The 23,427-nt window shown below is 41.5% G+C and carries 23 protein-coding genes; 15 read left to right on the top strand and 8 right to left on the bottom strand.

Annotated features, from left to right (window positions below):
• Positions 1-87: 87 nt before the first annotated feature.
• The 4 genes from ACTB00_RS16820 to bcp form a co-directional block, all read right to left on the bottom strand.
• Positions 88-261: an acetolactate decarboxylase gene (locus ACTB00_RS16820; protein ID WP_463301073.1), complete on the bottom strand. Its 174-nt coding sequence runs from the start codon at positions 259-261 to the stop codon at positions 88-90.
• Between the two features lie 77 nt (positions 262-338).
• On the bottom strand, positions 339-2,768 hold the full coding sequence (gene thrA, locus ACTB00_RS16825; RefSeq protein ID WP_463301074.1) for a bifunctional aspartate kinase/homoserine dehydrogenase I: 2,430 nt from the start codon (positions 2,766-2,768) through the stop codon (positions 339-341).
• Between the two features lie 196 nt (positions 2,769-2,964).
• Entirely contained in the window at positions 2,965-3,987 is a 1,023-nt protein-coding gene (gene recA / locus ACTB00_RS16830; RefSeq protein ID WP_463301075.1) for a recombinase RecA, read from the bottom strand.
• A gap of 1 nt (position 3,988) precedes the next feature.
• Positions 3,989-4,456, bottom strand: a complete 468-nt coding sequence (gene bcp, locus ACTB00_RS16835; RefSeq protein WP_463301076.1) for a thioredoxin-dependent thiol peroxidase — start codon at positions 4,454-4,456, stop codon at positions 3,989-3,991.
• A 163-nt stretch (positions 4,457-4,619) separates the two neighbouring features.
• Between bcp and ACTB00_RS16840 the strand changes: the two genes are divergently transcribed.
• The 5 genes from ACTB00_RS16840 (at position 4,620) to ACTB00_RS16860 (ending at position 8,774) form a co-directional block, all read left to right on the top strand.
• The gene (locus tag ACTB00_RS16840; protein ID WP_463301077.1) at positions 4,620-5,936 is read left to right on the top strand and encodes an SPOR domain-containing protein; all 1,317 of its coding nucleotides are present in this window, start codon (positions 4,620-4,622) and stop codon (positions 5,934-5,936) included.
• A 13-nt stretch (positions 5,937-5,949) separates the two neighbouring features.
• Positions 5,950-6,231 carry an ATP-dependent Clp protease adaptor ClpS gene (locus ACTB00_RS16845; protein WP_463301078.1) on the top strand — a complete coding sequence of 94 codons (282 nt, stop codon included), beginning with the start codon at positions 5,950-5,952 and terminating at the stop codon, positions 6,229-6,231.
• A gap of 16 nt (positions 6,232-6,247) precedes the next feature.
• Positions 6,248-6,718, top strand: coding sequence for an NfeD family protein (locus ACTB00_RS16850; protein WP_463301079.1), 471 nt, complete (start codon positions 6,248-6,250; stop codon positions 6,716-6,718).
• 3 nt (positions 6,719-6,721) lie between these two features.
• Positions 6,722-7,702 (top strand): flotillin-like protein FloA, encoded by a 981-nt coding sequence (gene floA / locus ACTB00_RS16855; RefSeq protein WP_159518050.1) that lies wholly within the window; start codon positions 6,722-6,724, stop codon positions 7,700-7,702.
• Between the two features lie 487 nt (positions 7,703-8,189).
• Complete coding sequence (locus ACTB00_RS16860; protein ID WP_463301080.1) at positions 8,190-8,774, top strand: c-type heme family protein; 585 nt, start codon at positions 8,190-8,192, stop codon at positions 8,772-8,774.
• A 128-nt stretch (positions 8,775-8,902) separates the two neighbouring features.
• Here ACTB00_RS16860 and ACTB00_RS16865 read toward each other — a convergent pair whose 3' ends face one another.
• From ACTB00_RS16865 to ACTB00_RS16875, 3 genes are all read right to left on the bottom strand, one after another.
• A complete protein-coding gene (locus ACTB00_RS16865; RefSeq protein WP_463301081.1) occupies positions 8,903-11,146 on the bottom strand; it encodes a TonB-dependent receptor in 2,244 nt (747 codons plus the stop codon).
• An 11-nt stretch (positions 11,147-11,157) separates the two neighbouring features.
• The gene (locus tag ACTB00_RS16870) at positions 11,158-11,520 is read right to left on the bottom strand and encodes a heavy-metal-associated domain-containing protein (protein ID WP_463301082.1); all 363 of its coding nucleotides are present in this window, start codon (positions 11,518-11,520) and stop codon (positions 11,158-11,160) included.
• Positions 11,521-11,600: 80 nt separating this feature from the next.
• The gene (locus tag ACTB00_RS16875) at positions 11,601-11,987 is read right to left on the bottom strand and encodes an HYC_CC_PP family protein (RefSeq protein ID WP_463301083.1); all 387 of its coding nucleotides are present in this window, start codon (positions 11,985-11,987) and stop codon (positions 11,601-11,603) included.
• Positions 11,988-12,404: 417 nt separating this feature from the next.
• Between ACTB00_RS16875 and porQ the strand changes: the two genes are divergently transcribed.
• The 3 genes from porQ (at position 12,405) to ACTB00_RS16890 (ending at position 15,245) form a co-directional block, all read left to right on the top strand.
• Positions 12,405-13,430, top strand: a complete 1,026-nt coding sequence (gene porQ / locus ACTB00_RS16880) for a type IX secretion system protein PorQ (protein ID WP_463301084.1) — start codon at positions 12,405-12,407, stop codon at positions 13,428-13,430.
• 143 nt (positions 13,431-13,573) lie between these two features.
• Complete coding sequence (gene cmk / locus ACTB00_RS16885) at positions 13,574-14,281, top strand: (d)CMP kinase (protein WP_463301085.1); 708 nt, start codon at positions 13,574-13,576, stop codon at positions 14,279-14,281.
• Between the two features lie 97 nt (positions 14,282-14,378).
• Positions 14,379-15,245 carry a 4-hydroxy-3-methylbut-2-enyl diphosphate reductase gene (locus tag ACTB00_RS16890; RefSeq protein WP_463301086.1) on the top strand — a complete coding sequence of 289 codons (867 nt, stop codon included), beginning with the start codon at positions 14,379-14,381 and terminating at the stop codon, positions 15,243-15,245.
• Positions 15,246-15,271: 26 nt separating this feature from the next.
• On the opposite strand, the gene ACTB00_RS16895 is transcribed toward ACTB00_RS16890, so the two are convergent.
• Positions 15,272-16,591 carry a Gfo/Idh/MocA family protein gene (locus ACTB00_RS16895; RefSeq protein WP_463301087.1) on the bottom strand — a complete coding sequence of 440 codons (1,320 nt, stop codon included), beginning with the start codon at positions 16,589-16,591 and terminating at the stop codon, positions 15,272-15,274.
• A gap of 243 nt (positions 16,592-16,834) precedes the next feature.
• On the opposite strand from ACTB00_RS16895, the gene ACTB00_RS16900 reads away from it, so the two are divergent.
• The 7 genes from ACTB00_RS16900 to ACTB00_RS16930 are packed head-to-tail and all read left to right on the top strand — an operon-like array spanning position 16,835 to position 23,238.
• The gene (locus tag ACTB00_RS16900) at positions 16,835-17,440 is read left to right on the top strand and encodes a TetR/AcrR family transcriptional regulator (protein WP_463301088.1); all 606 of its coding nucleotides are present in this window, start codon (positions 16,835-16,837) and stop codon (positions 17,438-17,440) included.
• Complete coding sequence (locus ACTB00_RS16905; protein ID WP_463301089.1) at positions 17,437-18,186, top strand: outer membrane lipoprotein-sorting protein; 750 nt, start codon at positions 17,437-17,439, stop codon at positions 18,184-18,186. Before ACTB00_RS16900 ends, ACTB00_RS16905 begins: the two co-directional genes overlap by 4 nt.
• 23 nt (positions 18,187-18,209) lie before the next feature.
• A complete protein-coding gene (locus ACTB00_RS16910) occupies positions 18,210-19,430 on the top strand; it encodes an ABC transporter permease (protein WP_463301090.1) in 1,221 nt (406 codons plus the stop codon).
• A gap of 18 nt (positions 19,431-19,448) precedes the next feature.
• Positions 19,449-20,669, top strand: coding sequence for an ABC transporter permease (locus ACTB00_RS16915; protein WP_463301091.1), 1,221 nt, complete (start codon positions 19,449-19,451; stop codon positions 20,667-20,669).
• Positions 20,670-20,692: 23 nt separating this feature from the next.
• Positions 20,693-21,382 carry an ABC transporter ATP-binding protein gene (locus tag ACTB00_RS16920; RefSeq protein ID WP_463301092.1) on the top strand — a complete coding sequence of 230 codons (690 nt, stop codon included), beginning with the start codon at positions 20,693-20,695 and terminating at the stop codon, positions 21,380-21,382.
• Between the two features lie 2 nt (positions 21,383-21,384).
• The gene (locus ACTB00_RS16925; protein WP_463301093.1) at positions 21,385-22,047 is read left to right on the top strand and encodes a CAP domain-containing protein; all 663 of its coding nucleotides are present in this window, start codon (positions 21,385-21,387) and stop codon (positions 22,045-22,047) included.
• A gap of 24 nt (positions 22,048-22,071) precedes the next feature.
• On the top strand, positions 22,072-23,238 hold the full coding sequence (locus ACTB00_RS16930) for a hypothetical protein (protein WP_463301094.1): 1,167 nt from the start codon (positions 22,072-22,074) through the stop codon (positions 23,236-23,238).
• The last annotated feature ends 189 nt before the right edge of the window (positions 23,239-23,427 follow it).

A 23,427-nucleotide genomic window follows, 5' to 3' on the forward strand; every position in this document is an offset into this window, starting at 1 on the left:
TGATTCTCCTGTGTGTGATGGTCTTTACATGCTCGTTTCATGTGCTTCTTTTTTTTCAATTTAACTCTCTGCAGTTCTCGTGTCCTACTATCCTTCAATTTCTGTTACCTGCTCCGTTCGATCAGTCTTAAATTCGCTTTCCTGAAAACCATCCGTATCCGGTAACTGCACTTCAAATTCTTGAATTCGATCCAGTTTTAACATGGCCGGTTTTAACTGAAAATCTAACAAGTGTTCCCTGACCTTTTTATCGTCAGACAACTAATGGAGATGATATCCGGTGATGCAGGCAGTCCACAAACAGACTAAATAATATCTGCTTTCGGAAACTCATTCAGTTAGATATTTGATACCCGAATGATGTCGGCAAATACACCGGCCGCGGTTACCTCTGCTCCCGCGCCAAATCCCTTAATAATCATTGGAAACTCGTTGTAGCGCTCCGATGTAAACATGACCAGGTTGTTACTTCCCTGCAAGTCGAAAAACGGATGTCCCTGCTCTATTTCCTGCAAGCCAACTTCAGCTTTGCCATCTTCGTATTTGGCAACAAAGCGCCAGCACTTATTTTCGGCTTCCAGTACTTTTCTTTTATTTTCAAAATCTGCATCCAGACCAGAAATCCCATTCCAGAAATCTTCCATGCTGCCATCGAAAAACTCATCAGGCACGAATTTATTGATGATCACATCTTCTTTATCAATTCGATAACCTGACTCGCGTACCAGAATCAGCAGTTTACGAACTACATCAATCCCACTGAGGTCAACTCTTGGGTCAGGCTCTGAATAACCTTCTTCTTTAGCCATTTGAATCGTTTTACTCAACGGAACATCAGCTGAAATTGTATTGAAAATAAAGTTCAGCGTTCCTGAGAGGACCGCTTCAATTTTCAATATTTCATCTCCGGCATTTACCAGGTCATTCAACGTATTGATGATTGGAAGTCCGGCACCAACATTGGTTTCAAACAGGAATTTGACTCCTTTTTGCTTGGCAATTTTCTTTAGTTTCAGGTAATTTTCATATTCCGAAGAAGCTGCAACCTTATTGGCCGTTACAATAGAAACGTTGGCATTCAACAAGTCCCCATATACTTCAGCCGCTGCATCAGATGCGGTACAATCCACAAACACGGAATTGTATATGTTCATATCGATAATTTCCTGTTTATAGGCATCCAATCCGGAGCTTTCGCCTTCAGCATCCAGGCGTTCTTTAAACCCATCAATGCTAATTCCGTCGCGATCGAACAACATTTTTTTCGAATTGGCCACACCAACCACTTTCAACTTCAGGTGCTTGTCTTTCAATAGTTTTTCCTGTTGTTGTTGAATTTGACTTAACAGATTGCCTCCAACCAAACCAATTCCAAGCATAAAGATATTAACTTCGATATTCTCGGAAAGGAAGAATGATTCGTGCACCACATTCAGGGTTTTGCGTAAATCAGAGTCCTTTACAACCCAGGAAATATTTAACTCCGAAGCGCCTTGTGCAATTGCGATAATATTAATACCATTTTTCCCGATGGTATTAAACAACTTGCCGGCTATTCCGGTCGTATGCTTCATGTTTTCACCAACAATCGCCACAATCGACAAATCACTCTCAATCTCAATTTTATTGATTTGTTGCGCTGCAATCTCACGATCAAATTCAATTCGAATAGCTTCTTCGGCCGTTTCAGCTTTCAGGGTGTCAACAGCAAACGAAATCGAGTTTTCAGATGATGCCTGAGAAATCAAAATCACATTGATATTTTCCTTGGCCAATGCTCCAAACAAACGGCTCGAGATACCGGTTACACCAACCATTCCCAGGCCTTGAACAGTAATAAGGCTGATGTTTGAAATAGAAGAAATACCTTTAATTGGGCGGTCTTTGCCATTCGGCTGACTTGGACGAACCAAGGTTCCTTCGTGTTCAGGATCCAGCGTATTTTTTATTTGCACGGGTATTCCCTTCTGGAAAACCGGCAAAATGGTTGGTGGGTAAATGACTTTCGCTCCAAAATGTGAAAGTTCCATCGCCTCGGAATAACTCAGCGATTGAATGGTGTAAGCTTTACTGATGATGCGAGGATCAGCAGTCATAAAACCATTGACATCGGTCCAGATCTCAAGCACCTCAACATTTAATGCCGCCGCCAGAATTGCTGCGGTATAATCAGAACCTCCGCGTCCAAGAGTTGTAAATTCTCCGGCACTGTTGCTTGAAACAAAGCCCGGAGCAACACAAACACCTGAAAAATTCTCAAATGCTTTTTTTACCTTTTTATTCGTCAATTTAAAATCGACCAGGGCGCGGCCAAAAGCGCTATCGGTTTTTATCATTTTTGAAGCATCAACCCATTGCGATCCTTCAATGAATTCGCTAATAATATAGGAAGATAAACGCTCGCCAAAGCCCCCAATTTTATCCAAGGTTTTGGGTGTTAACTCTCCAATCATAGAAACTCCCTGTATCACTTTAGACAGTTCATCCAACAATTGATTGACTTCTGCTTTTACCTTTTCCTTTTGTTCGCCGTCAAACAGAGCGTCAACAACTTCATCGTGCCTCTCCTTAATTGCCGTAATTTCCGTATTGAAATATTCCGTTGCTAAGACAGCCATTTTTGCTGCATTTAATATCTTGTCAGTTATTCCGCCCAAAGCAGAAACGATAACAATCACGTCGCCTGACTGACCTTTCACAATTTCCTTTACCTTTCGGATGTTTTCAGCACTTCCAACAGAAGTACCTCCAAATTTCAACACTTTCATACTTGATAATTAGATTCTCGATTCCTGACCTGTAATACCTGATCAGTTCGAATTCAAACAACTATTTAAAATTAAATGATAACAAGCTGGAAATCTTTCCAGAAGACGGTTGCAGTAGCAGTCCACTCCTTATCAAAAAAAATCTGGATGAAGCAGTTTAGCGCCTCATCCAGACATCACTGCAATATCATTTCTACTATTCAACCGTGGCTGCTGTAGCTACCGCTTCAATAATTTTTGTTTCCAATTCGTGAGCCAACTCCTGATTGTCGCGCAAGATATTTTTAACGCCTTCACGTCCTTGTCCCAGTTTTGTTTCGCCGTAACTAAACCATGAGCCGCTCTTTTTAATGATGTTATAATTTACACCCAAATCAATGATTTCACCAACCTTTGAAATTCCTTCACCATACATGATATCAAATTCAGCTTTCCGAAATGGTGGAGCCACTTTGTTTTTCACCACTTTCACACGAGTATGGTTACCCATCACTTCTTCGCCATCTTTAATTTGACCAATACGACGAATATCCAACCGAACTGAAGCATAAAATTTCAGGGCATTACCACCGGTTGTTGTCTCCGGGTTTCCAAACATGACTCCAATTTTCTCACGCAACTGGTTAATGAAAATACAGCAGGTTTTGGTTCGATTAATGTTGGCCGTTAGCTTACGCAATGCCTGCGACATCAATCGAGCTTGAAGCCCCATTTTTGAGTCGCCCATTTCACCTTCAATTTCCGCTTTGGGAGTTAAGGCAGCTACCGAGTCAATAACGACGATATCAATCGCTCCCGAGCGAATCAGGTTGTCTGCAATTTCCAAGGCTTGCTCACCGTTGTCAGGCTGAGAGATCAACAATTCATCGGTATCAACACCTAATTTTTTTGCATAGTAAGGATCAAATGCATGTTCGGCATCAATAATGGCCGCGATACCTCCAGCCTTTTGTGCTTCAGCAATCGCATGGATTGCCAAGGTTGTTTTACCAGATGATTCCGGCCCATAGATCTCAATTACCCGGCCTTTGGGAAATCCACCAACTCCCAGGGCAATATCCAATCCAATTGAACCTGATGAAATTGCAGGAACGTCTTCAACAGCACGATCACCCATCTTCATGATGGCACCTTTGCCGTAACTTTTTTCAATTTTATCCATTGTAAGCTGAAGGGCTTTCAGCTTCTCTTTATTTACATTTGATTCTTCTTTTGCCATACTATGCTAAGTCTAAAGCTTTGATTATTTGATTTGTGTGATCTTTTGTTTTTACCTTTTTAAATACCTCTTCAACAACACCCTCTTCATCTATCACATAGGTTGTGCGAATAACTCCCATGTATTTTCGACCATACATGTTTTTTTCGCCCCACACACCATAAGCCTGCAAAATTTCGTTTTCCGTATCGGCAATCAGGTTAAAATTGAAGCCGAACTTATCCGCAAATTTTTTGTGAGAATCGACGCTATCCGGACTAACGCCCACAACCTCATAGCCTTTTTCAATCCAGGCATCATAATTGTCGTTCAGATTACAGGATTCAGCCGTACATCCCGGCGTATTGTCTTTAGGGTAAAAGTATAAAATTAATTTCTTGCCTCTAAAATCAGACAGAGAAACGGATTCATTATTTTGATTAAGTCCTTTAAATTCAGGTGCAACATCACCTTTGTTCAGAAGTGCCATACATTTTTTTGCTTTAATTAGACAAATATACTTGAATTAATGATAAATTTCAGTTTAATACGAGTTGAAAAACGAACAAAAACTTAACAGTTAAAGAAAAATTAGCTTTCAACATTTTTTGTAATTTTAGATCGAAAACGATATCGCCATTATGCATATAAACATGACAACTTTTCACAGAACAACTTCATTTCTTTTATTGTTTTTAGTCGGCCTTTGTTTCTTCGGAAAAACAGCCCTTGCACAAAACGATCCGGAACAGCTGGCGAAGGATTTAATTGAAGAAGAAAAATACACCGAAGCTCTGCCCTATTTCAAGGATCTGGTTCATTTGTATCCCCAGAATAAAGAGTTAAATTACTACCTGGGCGTGTGCCTGGCCGAAACCGAACAGTTTGGACGTGAAACAAAAGAAGCACTGCAAATATCATTGGGAAAAGATACACCTGCAAAAAGCCTGTACTACCTCGCACAATGCTTTCATGCAGAAGGAAATTACACCGAAGCACTCAGCTACTACAAACAGTTTGATGATGAAGCTAAAAACCGGGTAAAGCGCTCGACAAACCTGGATGAGCTGATTGAGTTTTCTGAAAAGCAAATTAATCCGTTTCGCAAACCGGAACAGCAAGTTGACATTGAGCAAGACGTTAAAGAAGAGGAAATACAAAAAATTGACACGCTTGAAAAACAAAAGCCGATTAAAATAGAGATACCAGCCGGGCTGGAAGATAGCCTGATCAATTTCCAGATTAATTCAACCATTAAGTATCTGAAAATTGAGCATTTTAAAAACTCTAAGTCACTTCAGGCTTTTATTCAAGCTTGGCAAAACGAGCAGGAACTGAATCAAATATTGACAAAAACAAACAATCTTCGTGATAAATATCATTCAGCTTTAGCCAACGAAAAAGAGGACATTGCCAATAAAATTCTTACTTTAGAAAAAGAAACTTACTCTAAAAACCAAGCTATTAACGAACAATATTTTGAGGCCCGGAAAAGGGAAATCAATTATTGGGAGCAGGCTGGCCAGGAGGACATCCAGTCGTTCAGTAAAAAAATTAAGACTCTGGAGGACAGCATTCGGCAAGCTCGCGAAGCAGAACGCATCAAGAAGCTGGAAGCTGAAAAGCCAGTGGTATTGCCCGATAGCCTTGTTAAAAACTTGATGCCTGATGAACCCGCGACAGCTGACCATGGGGTAACCTATAAGATACAAATTGGCGCTTATAGTAAAACACCTCCTGACTGGGTTCAACGTTTATTTGAAAAATTGTCGGTCATTCGTCGCATTGATCAATATACCGACGAGAATGGAGTCACAGTTTATACTGTTGGTGAACTGAAATCGTACGACGATGCACTGCAAATGCAATCTCAAGTGCGAACTGAAGGAGTTAAAGACGCATTTATTGCGGCCTATAAAAACGGAACCCGAATACCTGTAAAAGAAGCCCGAAGTATTACTGAAGGATAATATGGAGAACAAAATGAAGCCAGGAGAACAAACAAAAAAGCAACCGGAACAAGATAATAAGACAGAATGGAAGAATAACCGGTTTCTCATTCTTCATAATGATGACAACCATAGCTTTGATTATGTGATTGATGCCCTGATAAAAGTCTGTGAGCATGATGCCGAGCAAGCAACCCAATGCACTTTAATCACACATTATAAAGGAAAATGTGATGTTAAAAAGGGAAGTTTTACTTACCTTAGTCCACTAAAGAACGCCTTGGTTGCCCGAGAATTAACGGCCACCATCGATTAACAAAAAAAAAAAACAAATGACCATTCTAATCATCTTATTCCTGATCTTACTGGGAATTCTGCTATTGCTTTTAGAATTTGTTGTGATCCCGGGAATCACCATTGCCGGAATTGGGGGTGTCGTTTTACTTGGTGCAAGTGTTTATTTAGCTTTTGATACTTATGGTGTTTTAGTGGGAATTATCACACTCGCTTTCGTTATCATTGCCTCCCCTATCATTGTCTACCAACTTTTTCAAAGTAAAACAGGTAAACACATGCTTTTGAATTCTGAAATCGATAGTCATATCGACAAAATAGATGAGCAGCTTATTCGTGTTGGTGATGAAGGAATAACCCTCGGAAGACTAGCTCCTACAGGAAGGGTCAAAATAAACAAGCTTAGCATGGAAGCCAAATCCGCAGGGGGCTTTGTTGATCAACATGTCAAAATCAAGGTTATTGAAGTTTTAAGAACGCAAGTAATTGTTGAACCAATAAATCAATAAATAATGGAATATTTTGGAACTTTAGGATTAGTTGTTGGGATTTTTGTCCTACTCATCATCATCCTGTATTTTATACCAATCGGACTTTGGTTTTCAGCCTTAGTTTCCGGAGTTCGTATCTCACTTATGCAACTGTTCCTGATGCGTTTCAGGAAGGTTCCCCCTTCTGTAATTGTTCGTGCTTTAATTGAAGGAACCAAAGCCGGCATTAAGTTAGACCGCGACAAACTTGAAGCTCACTATTTAGCAGGCGGAAAAGTTGACATGGTTGTTCACGCATTAGTTTCGGCCGAAAAAGCCAACATTGATCTTACATTTAATATGGCCACTGCTATTGACCTGGCTGGCCGCGATGTATTTGAGGCTGTACAAATGTCGGTGAACCCTAAGGTAATTGACACACCTCCGGTTGCTGCAGTTGCCAAAGACGGCATTCAGCTCATAGCCAAAGCAAGGGTGACTGTTCGTGCCAATATCAAACAGCTGGTTGGAGGTGCAGGAGAAGACACTATTTTGGCGCGAGTTGGCGAAGGCATTGTTTCTTCTATCGGTTCATCGCACACCCACAAAGCGGTGCTGGAAAATCCAGACTCTATTTCCAAGGTTGTACTAAACAAAGGATTGGATGCGGGTACTGCATTCGAAATTCTTTCGATTGATATCGCCGACATCGACATTGGTAAAAACATTGGAGCAGGGCTACAAATTGACCAAGCTGATGCTGATAAGAATATTGCCCAAGCGAAAGCAGAAGAGCGTCGCGCAATGGCTGTTGCATTAGAGCAAGAGATGATTGCAATGGCGCAGGAAATGCGTGCCAAAGTAATCGAAGCTGAAGCTCAAGTTCCCTTGGCAATTGCAGAAGCATTTAAACTCGGTAATCTGGGAATTATGGATTACATGAAATACAAAAATATCATGGCCGACACGTCTATGCGAGACTCAATAGCCGGAGACGAAAAAGGTAAAGGCAAAAAGAAATAGATAAGATATTGATTAATCCTCAAAAGGGTGCTTCTGATTGGAAGCACCCTTTTTCGTACCCTACAAATAATTCATTTGTTAAAAAATGTTCTACAGCACGTTTTTTAATATTCGCTTAACACACAATCGTGTTTTTCAGCTTACCTTTGTGGTAGATTTTATTTCATAAGTTTAGGTTTGATTAGTTTTATTGGTTTAGTTAGGTTAGAAAAGGGTAGATAGAGATCTACTCTTTTTTTTTTCAACATTGAACAAAATCAAAAAAATACTGCGAAACATGTTTTTTAACATTCACATAACACAAATTTGTGTTTTTCAACATATCTTTGTGATAGATTTTATTTCATAAGTTTAGGTTTGATTAGTTTTATTGGTTTAGTTAGGTTAGAAAAGGGTAGATAAAGATCTACTCTTTTTTTTTGCGCGTAACCCAAATGAATCCACTCTTCGTAGGTATTGACAAAACGAATCGACTAAAATTCAGAAAATGAAACAAAAACTGTTCTTTTCAATTTCAATCCTAATCAGCTTAACGCTTTTTTCTTGCGGGCAAAGAAACGCTAAAAATGAAATGGATGCAGAAGCTTACTCCAGACTTCTGAAAATCGGCGACCACATTTCGGCACAAGCACAAACCTCCTTACTATCTCATGTTTCGGGCGCCATGAAAAAAGGCGGCGGTCTTTACGCGGTGGAATTTTGCAATCTGCAAGCCTCCTCAATTACCGACAGTCTGAGCAACCATTTCAACTGCACGATATCTCGCGTTTCGGATAAGAACAGAAATCCGGGGAATAGCCTAAAAACAGCAACAGACAAGCAACTTTGGAACTGGGCAACCCAACAGGATGTTCTGAAAGATACGCTGGTTGTGGTTAAATCGCAGGCTATTTACTATAAACCAATCCGAACGGCAATGCCGGCTTGCCTGCAATGTCACGGATCAGCAGAGACCATTCAGCCTGACACCTACGAAAAGCTGCAAGCACTTTACCCCAACGACAAGGCCACAGGCTACAAATTAAACGAACTCCGGGGATTATGGAAAATTGAGCTTGCTCAGGAAAATTAAGAGCGTCAGCAATTCAAGATATTCGATGGGAAAAAGCGATAAGCCACTTGGGACTTAAGTAATCCAAGTGGCTTATCTCTATTATATCTACTATTTACGCATCCCTTTTTAGGCAGAAAACCGTTCTCTTACTGAATTCTAAAACGGAGACCAACATACGATTTCCGTCCAAAAATGGGACCCCAAATCAATGAGCTGTCAAAATAAGGACTAAACGGTTGATCGCTGGCTATAATCGGATTATGCTGTTTGTAGCCGGTCAGATTTTCAACTCCCACATAAATCTCAAACCATTCACTAAAACTTTTGCTAACCTGTGCATTCATCAGAAAAAAATCGGGTGAATAACCATCTCGTTGAAATTCCTGAGGATTAGAAACCGTATTTGGAATCCGCTTTTCGCCTTGCCAATTAATGGTATAGTCAAAGCTCCACGAATTACGGGTTTCGTAAGCCAGGTTAAGAAATGCCCGATGACTGGCCAATAGCGGCTTCGCCAACAAACCCTGCTGATAGGTCGTTTTTACATCATACCAACGATAAGCCAGACGCGCATCCAAACGTTGAGCCAGCTCATAGTCAAGTTGCGCCTGAAAACTGGTGGAATAAGATTTTTCATTCGACTCAAAAAACAAGGCCTGCTGTGGATCTTGATCCAAATCCAAAACTACTTGGTTTGAAAAATCAGTCTGGTAAAAATCAAAGCTGATGCTTCCGGGACGATACCCCAATTCAAACTTTTGAGTCAGGTTTAGCCCATAGTTCCAGGCTACCTCGGGACCAAATCCATAAGGATAATCATTGGCTTTACCCTGAAATACAATTTGACGCGAACTGGCCAGTATGCCACTATTTTCACTGATCACACTGGCTGTGCGCTGCCCTCTCCCGGCCGAAAGCCGCAACACCGTTTGTTCTGCCGGAGCGTATCGAACATGCAGGCGTGGCGTTAGAAATGCGCCATACAAATTGTGATAATCAGCCCGTATACCTGCCACCAAACTAAACGCGTCGGACGGTAACCAGCTATACTCGAAAAAGACGCCCGGCACCGATTCTTCGCGGTTGAATATTGTGTCATTCAAGGTTTCTCGAAAATCATCATACTGAAGTGAGGCACCTGTTTTAAACTCATGGTTGGTGTTCCCAATAATACTCTGATAAATGAAATTGGCATAGGCCGATTGCTGCTCCGCGTGATAGGCATTCAAACCAAAATAACTATCCTGCTCATGTGTTGTTGCAGCCAGTTGTAAACCCATTGATTTCCATGGCAGATCGTAAAACACCTTGCCTATTTTCGCCCAGCCTTCCAGTCGCTTCACATCAACGTTCATTCCCCAACCATTAGTCATCAGAGCATCTTCAGGTTGAAAATCCAATTCCCCTCCTTCACTGGTCATGGCCGACCCCTTGATGCCAAATTGCAGATGGATTCCCTGCCCGCCGTTATACGTCCAGCGGTTCAGTGCGGTAAACGTGCTGCCGATCGGCATATCCATAAACCCGTCATTGTTGTGATCAAGCTTTCCAGAATTGTTCTTTCCATGCAACAACAAGGCTGTTGACCAATTTTCATTTTTAAACCGATGGGCCAGGTTCAGGTTGGCCTCCAAACGACTTTCCGCATTGGCAAACAAGTTCAAATACAGCCGATCCGCCACCTCAGGCTTTCTCATTTCGAGGTTGATTTGCCCGGCAATACTTTCGTAACCGTTCACCACCGAACCCGTTCCTTTGTTCAGCTGAATGCTCTCAATCCAGGTTCCCGGAACGAGTGTCAACCCATAAATTGAAGCCAGTCCGCGCATATCCGGTATATTTTCACGGGTCATCTGAACGTATGGACCAGCCAGCCCCAGCATCTGAATCTGGCGCGACCCGGTTACCGCATCAGTAAACGAAACGTCGATACTTGGGCTGGTTTCAAAACTTTCACTCAGATTACAGCAGGCTGCTTTACACAACTCCTTCTCCCCAATATGCTCCACCTTGACGGAGCCAAGCATGGAGATCTCCGTCGATTTCTGTCGGTGTACAACCTCCACTTCGCCTAACTCGCGCGAAGCATCCATCACCACCACCGGAATTTTGTCGGTGTTAACCTCCAATGTGTCGTTGCGATAACCGATATAACTAAACACCAGTTGGTTGGTTTTATTGGTCCGTTCAATGATAAATTGCCCGGTATTGTCCGAGCTGGTGCCAATCGAAGTGCCTTCCCAATACACGTTTACACCAACGAGCGGCGCCGTTTTCCCATCTTCTGTTCTCTCTGCTACACTTCCTTCCACCAAGTTTGGAGCAAGCTGCGCCAATCCGAAAAACGGAAATACGAGTAGCAGGGAAATTAGCCATCCCTTTTGAATCATATTGAATTGAATTAGTGAATTTCTACTCCGTCGCGGTACTTGCAACAATCGTTTAGTTGAGCGTAAGCTTCATCGGTGGCTTTCACTTTTTTTGTGTCGTGCCCGGCCTTCGCAATGGCCTGATGAATGGCTTTCTCATCCGTCTTTTTTGTGGAATAAATAACTTTGATTTTTTGGGTTTGTTTGTCCCATTCAGCCATTTTTACGCCTTTTATTAAGGCCGCTTTTTCAATACGTTTTTCACACGCACCGCAAACTCCGGAAACTTCAAATTCAAGAGTTTCTACTTTTTTCTTCTTTTCGCCATTTTCGGCAAAAACGGCCACTGAAAAAAACAGGCCAAGTATAACTGAAAATAAAATTGATGTTCTCATTTTGTTAGTTTTTAATTGATACCATAAGACTATTCGGGCCATCAAAATTAAAGGCCCGTTAAGTGTTGATCGATTAAAAGCTAACCGTAGTAAACCAAGGAACAATGCAGTAACCAAACCGGCTCGTTTGGTTGTGGATAAAAAATATTTATAATGATTGGGGCATCCTGTTTCGTAGAAAAATCAGGCGAATAATCCAAGGTAGAAACAGTCTGTTGAAACGTCGGTTGTTCTACATTCAGCCTAGAATTACACAGAAGTGTTTGTTGTTCTTCAAACTGAATCACCTGAGATTGATTGTGGCAGCAGTCTGTATCACAGGAACTCTCTTCGCCACAACAAGAATTTGTTTCTGAAAAAAGCTGTACAGATGCAATTTCGCCCGAGCAATATTGTACTTGAACTGCCAACCCAACGGTAACCAGCAAATAAAATACGGATAGTATGAAGACCAGTGCTCGTTTCATCTCTTGCAAAAATAAAAATAAAAAATGAACCGCATTATTCTGTTAACAAACATTATAATTTCGAGCATCTTTTAAAGTTGAACAAATCATCACAGAAATTCAAAATCCTATCAACACCTTCAATTACCAGAACCAAAACTCCTTGAAGTGAATACCTGTGTCAATGAGAAATAAGCTCTCTCTTTCAATCCAAAATCAACAAAAAAGGAACATCAATATTCTAAGGTCACGGACCTATTTGATGTTTTCGGTTTCGCTTCTATCACAAATTGTTAAAGACTCAAAACATGACACTAAATTATTCGCACTACTTACAAACTCTGCAAAGTCGATTGTTTGGGAAAATTCTTTAAAAACTATCTTGCTGTTAAAATAAAAAAATAACTTTGCCGTTAGATGTAAAACCAGCCCACAGGGATGATGACCAGACAGCTCATTTTACTTTCATTTTTATTATTCACAGCTTTTAGCTCGAACGCTCAAGTAGGAGGTGAATCAACTTACGAGTTTTTAAATTTGCCAAACTCGGCACGCATGGCAGCACTTGGGGGCAATCAGGTAGCAATTAACGACTCTGCCGATTTAAATGTCGCCTATAACAACCCGGCCTTGCTACACCCATCCATGAACCAGAAACTGTTGATGAACTACGTCAGCTATTTTGATGATATTAAGTTTGGCTATGCCTCGTTTGCAAAAGATTATGGAGACATTGGAACTTTTGCCTTGGGAATGCATTATATCAACTATGGAAAATTTACTTATGCTGACGAAGTCGGGCAGCGTGGTGGAACTTTCAATGCATCAGAATATGCGCTAAACATTATCTGGGCTAAGCAATTTAATCGGTTTCAGGTTGGTGCTACCTTAAAACCAATTTTATCGTCGTTTGAAGCGTACCAGTCATTTGGGTTGGCCGTTGATGCCGGCGTTAGCTATGCCAGCCTGGATAAACTGACCAATATTGCTCTTGTACTTAAAAATATGGGAGGGCAAATAACGACTTACTACGAAGGAGCTAATCGTGAGTCTATTCCATTTGATGTCCAGCTGGGGGTTTCAAAGAGACTGGCTCACGCCCCATTCCGTCTGACTGCTACCTTACAGCACTTACAAAAATGGACTTTGGCTCAACCAGAAAAAGTTGACAATGGCTTTGAAACAACAATTGAAGAAGACAATTTTGGCAAGAAATTCCTACGACATTTCGTTCTTGGTGTTGAATTGCTCCCTTCCGAAAATTTCACAGTACGCGCCGGATACAATTACCAAAGGCGACAAGAATTACTTTTCAAAGACAAGGCATCAACAGTCGGTTTTTCATGGGGATTTGGGTTTAAAATAAACCGCTTTCACTTCAACTACGGATCAGCACGCTATCATTTGGCAGCAACCAGTAATCATATTTCAGTGGCTATCAACTTGCATAATAGTTTCAACTAGCTGAATTTATTCAACTTCAGAAGCAGCCATCTGAATCATAAAGTTCACACCGAATTGAAACAATTTTCAGTAACAATTAACGACCGGTTCTATTTCTGCGCGTAGAACAATTTCTTCCATCGAAAAACAATATATTTGTCAACATGAATCAAAAAGCTGACAACAATAAAATTGTAATTGCCATTGATGGCCACTCCTCGTGTGGAAAAAGCACCGTAGCCAAACAACTTGCCAAACAGTTAGGGTACATCTATTTAGACAGTGGAGCAATGTACCGGGCTGTTACTTTATTTGCTTTACGCAACCAATTAGCAGGCCATGGAAAAGTGGATGAACAAGGCTTAATTGATCGTTTGGAAGAAATAAAAATTGAGTTCCGGTTTAATGAGGCTACCAAACAGAATGATACCTATTTGAATGGAGAAAACGTGGAAGACGAAATTCGTCAACTTCCGGTAGCCAATCACGTTAGCCCTGTTGCAACCATTCGCGAAGTTCGTCAGGCCATGGTTAGGCAACAGCAAGCAATGGGAAAAAACAAGGGCATTGTTATGGATGGTCGCGACATTGGCACAGTTGTTTTCCCTGATGCAGAGTTGAAAATATTTATGACTGCCAGCCCGGAAGTTCGTGCGCAACGCCGGTATGATGAACTGACAGAAAAAGGCAAGCAAGTTAGCTTTGACGAAATATTGAAAAATGTACAAGATCGCGATCGTATTGATTCGGGGAGAAAAGAAAGTCCGCTAAAGCAAGCCGACGATGCTTTGATTCTTGACAATAGCACGATCAGTCGGGAAGAGCAATTAAAATGGGTGATTGAAAAAGTAAAGGAAATCGCAGAGGACTAGTCGTACATAGCTGCAAAACTTTCAGTTTGCCAGCCAAAGAATCCCCGATGAGATCAGGAGTGTTTTTTGAAACTTGAAATTTGAAACTTAGCGTTTAATGCAGATTGAGATTGATCATAAATCAGGATTTTGTTTTGGTGTTGTAAACGCCATCAAAAAGGCTGAAGAAACACTTGACAAGAGTGGCAAACTTTATTGTCTGGGTGATATTGTACACAATGGAATGGAAGTAGAAAGGCTTGAAGAGCTGGGGCTCATCACCATTGACCGAGAAATATTTTTCACCCTCAAAAATTGTCAGGTGCTCCTTCGCGCTCACGGTGAGCCACCTTCAACTTACGAATACGCCAAAGCAAACAATATTGAACTGATTGATGCGACCTGCCCGGTGGTTCTCAAACTTCAGCAGCGGGTTAAAAAGGCTGCCCAAGAAATGAACAAAAAAAATGGACAAATTATCTTGTTTGGGAAAAAAGGACATGCTGAAGTAGTGAGTCTGGATGGACAAACTGATAATAAAGCTATCATTGTTGAGAACAAAGATGATCTATCTGAAGTAGATCCTGAAAAGCCGGCTTACTTGTTTTCACAAACCACCAAATCACTCGAAAAATTCAATGAAATAGCAGCCGAACTGAAACAAAACTCAAAACAGGAAATAACCATTAAAGATACCATTTGCCGACAGGTTGCCAATCGGGTTCCCCGTATGAAAGAATTTGCCAACCAACATGATGTGATCGTTTTTGTTGGTGGCAAGAAAAGTTCCAATGCTCAATTTCTATTTGAAGTTTGTAAACAAAGCAACCCGAATAGTCACTTTATTTCAAATCCTGACGAACTAAATCCCAACTGGTTTTCCAGTGAAAATTCAGTAGGAATATGTGGTGCCACTTCAACCCCACAATGGTTGATGGAAATAGTAGCAGGCCAAATAAAGAAATACGAAACATCGGACACCTAACGCTCTTCTTGAGTCCGAATTCCCTTTTAAATTTCTGGCAAAGTCCAGGGCAATCGGTAATTTGCTTTTACCAATCGATTCGCTTCGGCATCATTTTCAAACTCTTGTTTTTCCGAATTCCAGTTTACTTTACGTCCTAAACGGTATGAGATATTTCCCAAGTGTGCAAAGCGGGCAATATGTGCTCCGGTTTCAATATCACAATTAGGTTTATTCCCTGTTCTTATACAATCCAGAAAATTTTGAACATGCAAATCTAATCCATTTCCAACCGCATGATGCAATTCCACCCCATCATACCCTTCCTTGGCACTTGTACTTCTTGTTTCTGGGATAACCTCCCAACCATTTCGATCAACGACCAACGTGCCATATTCTCCCACAAAAGCAACGCCATGCCCGCGGCCTCCATAGTTGGCTCCATAAATTCCAATGGTATGATCCCAAATCAACCCAAAATCGCCAAAATCGAAAACAGCTGACATGGTATCCGGTGTCTGCATAGCATCTTTGGGAAATGCATATTTTCCGCCCACAGCTGTTACCGATTTGGGGACATACTGATTCATCCCAAACAAAGCATAGTCGAGCAGATGAACCCCCCAGTCAGTCATTAATCCGCCGGCATAATCCCAAAACCATCGAAAAGTAAAATGAAACCTATTCTTGTTAAAAGGCCGATCAGGAGCGGGTCCCAACCACATATTGTAATCTACCCCATCAGGAGCGTCAGAATCAGGAACAACCGGAATGGAATTCTTCCAACCAACATTAGACCATGATTTTACTGAGCGAATACGCCCGATATTTCCAGCATGCAAATACTCCACAGCATCATTCCAGTGCTGATGACTTCGTTGCCACTGCCCTACCTGAACTACATTTCCATATCGTTTTTGCGCAGCCACCATCACATTGCATTCCTCAATGGTATTTCCAAGAGGCTTTTCAACATAAACATGTTTTCCAACTTGCGAGGCATAAACCATAGGTAGACAATGCCAATGATCAGGAGTTCCAACAATTACCGCATCAATATCCTTATTGTCAATAATTTGTCTGAAATCGTTATATAAGAGGGGACGTTTTCCGGTCAGCTTTTCAACATCTTCAGCACGTTTATCCAGTACTCGCTGGTCAACATCACAAAGAGCGATACATTCAACTTCCTTGTTTTTCAAAAATGATTGGAGATCGCTGAATCCCATACCCCGGCATCCAATTAATCCAACAGTAATTTTCTCGTTTGGTGAAGCACAGCCCGCGTTCATAATCGTTGGAAACGCTGCTATTCCGGCTGCAACTACAGCAGATTGCTTGACAAAATTTCTACGGGTATTATCCATGTTTATTCTGTTAGTTGGTTTTTAAAGATTGCCATAAAGATAACTGAAATGAATAAAAAGCGAATCAGAATGGTAGATTTCCAGCTAAAAAATTTCCCTCACAATCAATATCCGCACAAAAAAACGATTTCATCACTTAAATTGACCGGTCGGTCATTTTAACATTTACTTAACACCGGATAGTTGCGCATAAAATAACTGTATTTTATATTTGACCGAACGTTCAATCATAAACAAAACACCATGCCTCGTAGCTCAGAACAACTTGAAAAACTCAGGAACGAAAAGAAGAAGCTCATCAGAGAAACGGCATTAGGGTTATTTGCTGAAAATGGATTTCATGCCACGTCAATCAGCCAAATTGCCCAAAAGGCGAAAATTTCGAAAGGACTTGCATACAATTATTTCGAAAGCAAATTTGACATTCTAAAAGACATTATATACAATGGATTTGATGAGTTTTTCGGGGGTTTCGATGTCAACCAGGACAACAAGGTTACTGATGAAGAATTCTATGCTTTCATTCGAAAAAGCTTTGCACTGGTCAAACAAAATCCACGCTACTGGAAACTCTATTATTCTTTAATGCTCCAACCTGTTGTTACTGATAGTCTGTCGAATGAGTTTATCGATCGCAGTAAACCAGTGATGGCCATGATGTACAACTTCATTGTTACCAAAGGAAGTCAGGACCCGAAAGGTGATCTGATGGCCATCGGCAGTATGTTAGAAGGCGCCATGCTTTACGCGGTAGTTACCCCGGACATCTTCCCCATCGACCAACTTGTCGAAAAAATAATCTCAACGATACACCGAATTATTGACACCAACACAAACAAACAGCCATGAAAACAATTACAAACATCTTTTTTCTCCTCCTGATTGCAGTCTCTTCATCAGCTCAGGATATCGACATTAAAGAAATTGTTCGTCAAGCCGATGAAAAACTCCGAGGCACTTCCAGTATCGGTGAAATTACGATGACCATTAAACGACCATCATGGGAACGAACCATTTCCATGAAAAACTGGACCCTTGGCAATGAATACTCGCTAATTTTAATAACCGCTCCCGCCAAGGAAAAAGGGCAAGTTTTCCTGAAACGCCACAACGAAATGTGGAACTGGGTGCCCAATATCGACCGGATGATTAAAATACCGCCTTCCATGATGATGCAAAGCTGGATGGGATCGGACTTTACCAACGATGATCTGGTAAAAGAATCTTCGCTGGTCAAAGACTATGAGCACTCACTCGTTGGCAAAGAAACAATTGAAGGATACGAGTGCTACAAGATTGAGCTGATTCCGAACGAAGATGCTGCAGTGGTTTGGGGAAAGATTTATATGTGGGTTTCAAAAGAGAAGCTGCTGTGGTTGAAGGCTGAATACTTTGACGAAGATGACATGCTTGTCAATACTGAAATTCTCACCGATGTTAAAATGATGGATGACCGGGAGATCCCTACTCACCTGGAAATGATACCGGCAAACGAAGAAGGTCATAAAACAATCATGACTTTTGACGAGATTGATTTCAACGTTGATCTGAACGAATCATTCTTCTCCATTCAAAATATGAAAAGGTTACGCTAATTCTACTCACAACTTAGATTGTAATGAAAACAAATTTAAAAATAGCCTGGCGGAATATCTGGAGAAACCGAAGAAGAACATTCATTACCGTTGCATCTATTTTCTTTGGTGTTCTGCTCAGTACATTCATGACATCGATGCAGGAAGGCACCTATTCGAAAATGATCGACAATGTTGTCAGTTTCTATTCGGGTTATATTCAAATTCACCAAAACGATTATTGGGATAATAAAACCATTGAATACACCTTTCAACCCAATGACTCGCTAATCGAGGTTCTGTCAGAAAATCAGCACCTGACCAGCTACGTCCCGCGACTGGAATCATTTACGCTCATGTCGTATGGGAATAGCACCAAGGGAGCAGCTTTAATCGGCATCGATCCAACGAAAGAAGATCAGATGACCAATTTGTCACATTGGATTGAAAAAGGCCAATACCTGAAACAGGGAGATGATGGAATCCTATTGCCCTTAAACCTGGCCAAAAACCTTGGAGTTGATGTGAACGACACCGTGGTTTTAATCAGCCAAGGCTACCATGGAGCCAGTGCCGCAGCATTATTTCCGGTAAAAGGAATTCTGAAATTCCCCTCCCCGGCAATGAATAATCTCGGTGGATATATTGATATCAAAGCCGCACAGGAATTCTTTTCAGTGCCGGAAAAACTCACCTCTCTGGTACTCATGATTGACGATTATTCCAAAGTCGATCAAATCAAGCATCAACTGCAAACAGAATTGAAAGATCGTTACGAAATTATGACTTGGGATGAAATGGATCCGGTGACTAAAAATATGATTGAAGCTGATCGTTCAGGAGCCTACCTGACCAAGGGAATCCTTTATGCTCTTGTCGGCTTTGGCATATTTGGGACGGTAATTATGATGATTGCCGAACGCCGGAAAGAAATGGGAATCATGATTGCAATAGGCATGCAAAAAAGCAGGCTAAGCAAAATCCTTTTCTACGAAACAACGCTAATTGGGTTGGTTGGTGTTATCTTCGGATTTGCCATTTCATTACCGTTTATCATCTACCTGGTTTATCATCCTATTCCTCTTACGGGAGAAGCAGCAAAAGCTTACGAACAATTTGGACTGGAGGCGGTCATGTACTTTTCAGCAAAATGGTTCATTTTCGCGCGCCAAGTATTGATCATCTTCATTTTAACCATGGTGGTCTACCTCTACCCATTATTTAAAACCTACCGTTTAAAGCTAACCAAAGCACTTCATTCATAACCTAAAAAAACTGAAATCATGATACTAGCAGTTGCTTGGAGAAACATTTGGCGCAATAAAACCAGAAGCCTGGTTATCCTAATTGCTATTTGCCTGGGCTTAGCTTCCGGAATTTTTTACATGGCTTTTTATAAAGGTATGGTCGTTCAACGGATCAACACAGCCATAAAAACCGAGGCTTCACACATTCAGGTTCACCACAAAGAATATCTAAATAATCCGGATAAAAAATTCGTCATTTCAAATACAGACTCAGCGGTACAAATCATCCGCTCTAATGAGCATGTAAAAGCAATTAGCAGCCGGGTGATTATAAACACCATGGCGCAATCGGCAAAAACCGGAGCCGGTGTGAAAATTACAGGTATTAATCCTGAAGAAGAAAAACAAGTAACCAACCTTTCAACCAAACTAATTGAAGGAACTTACTTTGAAAAAGTGAAACGAAACCCGATTGTAATTGGTGAAGAACTAGCTAACAAGCTAAACGTTAAATTGAAGTCGAAAGTGGTTGTCACCTTACAAGATATGCAAGGAAATTTAACTGGTGCAGCATTTAAGGTTGAAGGTATTTTCCGAACATCAAACACGGCTTTTGATGAAGCCAGCGTATTTGTTCGGAAATCGGATATCAGCCGAATTATGCAGTTGGATAATCAGGCCAGTCACGAAATTGCAATTTTGCTGGATAAAAACGAGAATTTAGCATCAACAAATACATCATTGACCGAGGAGTTATCAACCCTGGATATAAAAACGTGGCGTGAAATCATGCCTGAAGTTAGTCTGGTTGAAAGCAGCTTTGGAATAACCATGTTTGTCTTTATCGGCATCATTTTACTCGCCCTGCTTTTTGGGATTATTAATACCATGTTAATGGCTGTTTTAGAACGAAAAAAAGAATTGGGGATGCTAATGGCTGTCGGATTAAATAAAACGAGGGTTTTCACCATGATCTTACTGGAAACAGTGATGCTTTCTCTAGTTGGAGGATTGTTCGGAATTGCATTGGGATGGCTCCTGACTTTCTATTTTGGCTACCAGGGCATTGATTTGGGAACCTGGTCAACAGCCTACGAATCGATGGGATTCGACACGCTGGTTTATACCCAATTGCCATTTTATGTTTCCATGCAAATCGCACTGATGGTCATCATTACAGGAATTATTGCGGCCATCTACCCAGCCCTAAAAGCACTTAAACTGAAACCGGCCGAGGCCATTCGAATCGACCTTTAACAAATAACTAAAATCCAATTGTCATGAACGTTATAGAAGTAAAAGACCTGAAGAAAATATACAACAGCACTGAAGTAAAAGTAAACGCACTAAATGGTATCGATTTGACCATTGAAAAAGGAGAATTTACAGCAATTGTCGGACCGTCAGGTTCGGGGAAAACAACTTTTCTGAATATGCTTGGGGGATTAGACTCACCAACCAGTGGTGATATTAATATTGGTGGCACCGAGATTGGAAAACTGAGCTCATCAAAATTGATTGACTTCCGGCTACAAAACATCGGTTTTGTATTTCAGGCTTACAACCTGATACCGGTTTTAACAGCACTCGAAAATGTGGAATTCATCATGCAAATGCAAGGAGTGGATAAAAAACAACGGCAGCAGCGCGCCAAAGATCTACTCATCCAAGTCGGACTTGGCGACCGGATTAACAGTCGGCCTTCGAAACTGTCAGGAGGTCAGCAACAGCGCGTGGCGGTTGCCCGTGCATTGGCATCAAAACCAACCTTTGTGTTAGCCGATGAGCCAACTGCCAACCTCGATTCCAAGTCAACAGAGAATTTGCTAAGCATGATGGAGGAACTCAATAAGCAAGAGGAAATCACGTTTATATTTAGCACACACGATCAACGCGTAGTGAACAAAGCCCACCGAGTGATCACACTTGAAGATGGAAAAATAATTAGCGACGATCGAAAAAACGGATAATCATGAGCCAACGTATTTTTCCCATTTTCTTCCTGATTTTATTCAGCCTGTTCATATTCAATGCCAAAGCGCAACCGAACATTCAACTCATCCAGCGTGCCACTTATCTCACTGCTTTCGAAAAACAGGTACTAATCGAACTGAATAAGGTGCGGGCAAACCCTGCACAATACGCTGAAGAGAATCTGGAACCGCTATTAAAAGCTTTCGATGGTCGATTATTTATCTGGCCGGGTACCATTCCAATAAAAACCCACGAAGGGAAAAAAGCGTTGTTTGAATGCATTCGTGTCATGAAAAAACAAAAGCCGCTGCCCTTACTTTCTCCTTCGGAGGGGCTGAGCAAGGCTGCCAATGTTTTAGTAAAAGAACAGCAAAAAACCGGAGCTATTGGTCACACCGGACGCCGAGGCTCCAACCCGCAAACACGAGTAGAACAGTTTGGAGATTGGAAAGGTAAGCTTGCAGAAAATATCACCTATGGCAACAACTCGCCTTTTCGGGTGGTTGTCAACTTACTCATTGATGATGGTGTTCCTTCCAGAAACCACCGGAAAAATATTCTGGATACGGCATTTCGCACCATTGGAATTGCCGCCGGAGATCATCCCAAATACACCAAGATGTGCGTCATGGAAATGGCTGGCGGTTTTCAATCGAAATAAAGAATTGATCAGAAAAAAAACGCGATGAAACATTTTTACACGCTTCTGCTGCTCCTTATTTTTGCGGTTTCGGCTTTTGCCCAAGAGAGAAATTGGACACTAAACGGCTACGTCAAAGAACTGTTTATGTACTACACACCCGAGCAACAAATTCCGGGTTTGAACTTAGATCACCTGACCACAAACACGATACATAACCGACTCAATTTTGAGTGGTATACCAGCAATGAAATTACAGTGGTGGCGGAAATGCGCAATCGCATTCTGTTCGGTAGTCTTGTAAAAAAATTTCCGGCCTATCAATCAACCGTAGATGTTGACAATGGTTATTTCGACCTGTCGTTTGTCCCAATAGACGGAAACGGTTGGTTTATGCACTCCATGTTCGACCGAGCTTATATTGATTGGATTTCGGGCAACTGGCAGGTTCGTGCGGGCCGCCAGCGTGTTAACTGGGGAATTAATCTGGTGTGGAATCCCAATGACGTGTTCAACTCCTTTTCTTATTTTGATTTCGATTATGAAGAACGCCCGGGAACCGATGCACTGAGAGTGCAGTACTACACCGGTACGACTTCGTCAGCAGAATTGGTTTACCAAATTGGGGAAAACGAAAATGAGATGGCCTTGGCCGGGCTTTATCATTTCTCTCAATGGAGCTACGATTTTCAATTTATGGGAGGATGGGTTGGAGCTGACTATGTGATTGGCGCCGGCTGGGCAGGCGATATTCGAGGTGCGGGATTCCGGGGAGAAATCACTCATTTCATGCCCAGAGAAAACAGTTTAGGCTCTGAAAAAGCGACCGTCGCATCGATTTCTGCCGACTACACTTTCCCGAGCTCTCTTTACTTCCAAACAAGTGTGCTGTACAATAGCCATGGAAAAAAGGGAAATGCTGGGGGAATTGATCCTTTCTTCAACAATCAGCTGTCAGCCAAATACCTTTCGTTTGCGCAATATTCGTTATTCGGACAATGCTCCTACTCCGTTACGCCATTGCTTTCCACAAGCATTTCCGGCATTGTCAATCCCAATGATGGTTCGTGGTACTTTGGCCCATCACTGACTTATTCGCTGCAAAACAACCTGGAGCTGATGGCCACCAGCCAGCTCTTTTTCGGCAAAAACGGTTCTGAGTTTGGCGACATCGGACAATTGCTGTTTGGAAGGTTGAAATGGAGTTTTTAGTTTAGACGCAGATGGCTATGAATCTGCAGGAGGAGTAGATTCCAGTGTGGCAGCGTATCCCTCTTACGGAGTGATTGGTTGGTTGCCGGATATGATTGTTTTGAGAACACCGTGAAGATTGATGACCGGAAATTTAAAATTAAAGGATTAGAAAATAAAATACCGATGACTTACTCATTAAAAGCTAAA

It is taken from the genome of Sunxiuqinia sp. (assembly GCF_055140945.1).

Excerpts from the sequence above, each read along its gene's own strand:
- thrA (WP_463301074.1), bottom strand. The coding sequence starts at position 2,768 with ATGAAAGTGTTGAAATTTGGAGGTACTTCTGTTGGAAGTGCTGAAAAC.
- recA (WP_463301075.1), bottom strand. The coding sequence starts at position 3,987 with ATGGCAAAAGAAGAATCAAATGTAAATAAAGAGAAGCTGAAAGCCCTT.
- bcp (WP_463301076.1), bottom strand. The coding sequence starts at position 4,456 with ATGGCACTTCTGAACAAAGGTGATGTTGCACCTGAATTTAAAGGACTT.
- ACTB00_RS16840 (WP_463301077.1), top strand. The coding sequence starts at position 4,620 with ATGACAACTTTTCACAGAACAACTTCATTTCTTTTATTGTTTTTAGTC.
- ACTB00_RS16845 (WP_463301078.1), top strand. The coding sequence starts at position 5,950 with ATGAAGCCAGGAGAACAAACAAAAAAGCAACCGGAACAAGATAATAAG.
- ACTB00_RS16850 (WP_463301079.1), top strand. The coding sequence starts at position 6,248 with ATGACCATTCTAATCATCTTATTCCTGATCTTACTGGGAATTCTGCTA.
- floA (WP_159518050.1), top strand. The coding sequence starts at position 6,722 with ATGGAATATTTTGGAACTTTAGGATTAGTTGTTGGGATTTTTGTCCTA.
- ACTB00_RS16860 (WP_463301080.1), top strand. The coding sequence starts at position 8,190 with ATGAAACAAAAACTGTTCTTTTCAATTTCAATCCTAATCAGCTTAACG.
- ACTB00_RS16865 (WP_463301081.1), bottom strand. The coding sequence starts at position 11,146 with ATGATTCAAAAGGGATGGCTAATTTCCCTGCTACTCGTATTTCCGTTT.
- ACTB00_RS16870 (WP_463301082.1), bottom strand. The coding sequence starts at position 11,520 with ATGAGAACATCAATTTTATTTTCAGTTATACTTGGCCTGTTTTTTTCA.
- ACTB00_RS16875 (WP_463301083.1), bottom strand. The coding sequence starts at position 11,987 with ATGAAACGAGCACTGGTCTTCATACTATCCGTATTTTATTTGCTGGTT.
- porQ (WP_463301084.1), top strand. The coding sequence starts at position 12,405 with ATGATGACCAGACAGCTCATTTTACTTTCATTTTTATTATTCACAGCT.
- cmk (WP_463301085.1), top strand. The coding sequence starts at position 13,574 with ATGAATCAAAAAGCTGACAACAATAAAATTGTAATTGCCATTGATGGC.
- ACTB00_RS16890 (WP_463301086.1), top strand. The coding sequence starts at position 14,379 with ATGCAGATTGAGATTGATCATAAATCAGGATTTTGTTTTGGTGTTGTA.
- ACTB00_RS16895 (WP_463301087.1), bottom strand. The coding sequence starts at position 16,591 with ATGGATAATACCCGTAGAAATTTTGTCAAGCAATCTGCTGTAGTTGCA.
- ACTB00_RS16900 (WP_463301088.1), top strand. The coding sequence starts at position 16,835 with ATGCCTCGTAGCTCAGAACAACTTGAAAAACTCAGGAACGAAAAGAAG.
- ACTB00_RS16905 (WP_463301089.1), top strand. The coding sequence starts at position 17,437 with ATGAAAACAATTACAAACATCTTTTTTCTCCTCCTGATTGCAGTCTCT.
- ACTB00_RS16910 (WP_463301090.1), top strand. The coding sequence starts at position 18,210 with ATGAAAACAAATTTAAAAATAGCCTGGCGGAATATCTGGAGAAACCGA.
- ACTB00_RS16915 (WP_463301091.1), top strand. The coding sequence starts at position 19,449 with ATGATACTAGCAGTTGCTTGGAGAAACATTTGGCGCAATAAAACCAGA.
- ACTB00_RS16920 (WP_463301092.1), top strand. The coding sequence starts at position 20,693 with ATGAACGTTATAGAAGTAAAAGACCTGAAGAAAATATACAACAGCACT.
- ACTB00_RS16925 (WP_463301093.1), top strand. The coding sequence starts at position 21,385 with ATGAGCCAACGTATTTTTCCCATTTTCTTCCTGATTTTATTCAGCCTG.
- ACTB00_RS16930 (WP_463301094.1), top strand. The coding sequence starts at position 22,072 with ATGAAACATTTTTACACGCTTCTGCTGCTCCTTATTTTTGCGGTTTCG.